Origin of the sequence: Hominilimicola sp. (genome assembly GCF_046972485.1) — a bacterium.
GTDB classification, from domain to species: Bacteria; Bacillota; Clostridia; order UBA1381; family UBA1381; genus Hominilimicola; species Hominilimicola fabiformis.
In genome coordinates this window covers 1-1,272 of the sequence record NZ_JBKVWU010000224.1, presented here as the reverse complement: position 1 = coordinate 1,272, position 1,272 = coordinate 1, and the positions used below count along the sequence as shown (strand labels likewise).

The following is a 1,272-nucleotide window of genomic DNA, read 5'->3' as shown; positions in this document are numbered from 1 at the left end:
GCATTGTTTGAATGCGAAACGGTTGACAATTCAAAAGTTACAAATACCGTTCATCTGCCGAAAATATCAGCCGACTTCTTCAAGACTGATGTTAAAGACAAATTTGACGCTATCGAACTTATACCCGAAAGTATTATCACAAAAAAGGTTACTGTATCGTATTCCGACAGCCTTTCTAAAGTATGCGTTATCGAACGTCATCATAATTTAGGTACAAAGGGTATCGGATTTGTAACCAATTACGGAATTACAAACGGTGCTATCGCCACTTCTATCGGTCACGACAGCCATAATGTAATCGTTATCGGCGATAACGACAGCGATATGGCACTTGCCGTAAATACTCTCGGTACAAGCGGCGGTATTGCAGTTTGTTCAGAGGGTAAAGTTATCGCGTCAATGACTCTTGATATTGCGGGACTTATGTCCGTAAAATCAGCCGATGAAGTTACAAGAGAACACGATAACCTTTACAGTGCCGCAAAAGTGCTTAATATAACAGATAAAATCGATCCGTTTTTGTCACTTGCATTTTTGCCGCTACCTGTAATCCCCGAAGTTCGTATTACCGATTCGGGACTTTTCGATGTTATTAATTTTAAATTTGTGGAATGATGTTTTATTTTGCGGAGGGGCGATCATTGGTCGCCCTTTTTCTGTTCCTCTATCACCACCCCTCATTCGACTCTGTCGACAGCTCCCCTCTATGGGAGCCTTACTTGCCTCTCCTTGAAGAGAGGTGGCACGCAATGTCGGAGTGGTGGCTGTTATTCGACGTCCTTTTTTCACATTTCAACACGTTAAGGCAAGCCGATATGGCTTGCCTTATTTATTAATTTGTTGCACTTGTGTCAGTTGTGTTATCCGCTGTTTTTTGTCTGTGACCGCCGCCGAAACCAGAATTTGACTTTGTTCCTATCTTCGTTATACTGCTTTCAATTTCGGCACTTCCGACTTCTTCACCGCTTGCGTAAACCGTATACGTTTCACCTGTTTTAAGTTTATCCGATGAGTACACAATCTTACTTCCTCCTTTAACTGCTGTATACTCAGCGATTGTCTTACCGTTTGAATCAGTTATCTTAACTTCATCACCCGCGGAAATCTGTGAAGTTGTGTATGCCAAAATTACGTTTTGAGCAGAGTAGCTGTTCGGACTTTCGTCCATACCGCTGCCGCTTACACCTATAATTGTACCGCCGTTTACTATAAACGCACCGTCTGTATCAAAAGCACTTTCTGCACCCATTGCCTGTGCGTCAACCGTAACAG

Annotated in this window: 1 protein-coding gene and 1 pseudogene; one reads left to right on the top strand and one right to left on the bottom strand. The window is 42.6% G+C overall.

The window, feature by feature from the left end:
- The coding region (locus ACLTU0_RS11970; RefSeq protein WP_412322670.1) for an adenine deaminase C-terminal domain-containing protein at positions 1-615 on the top strand (615 nt) is incomplete at its 5' end.
- A gap of 217 nt (positions 616-832) precedes the next feature.
- On the opposite strand, the pseudogene ACLTU0_RS11965 reads toward ACLTU0_RS11970, so the two are convergent.
- Positions 833-1,272: pseudogene (locus tag ACLTU0_RS11965) on the bottom strand (hypothetical protein); the annotation flags it as partial.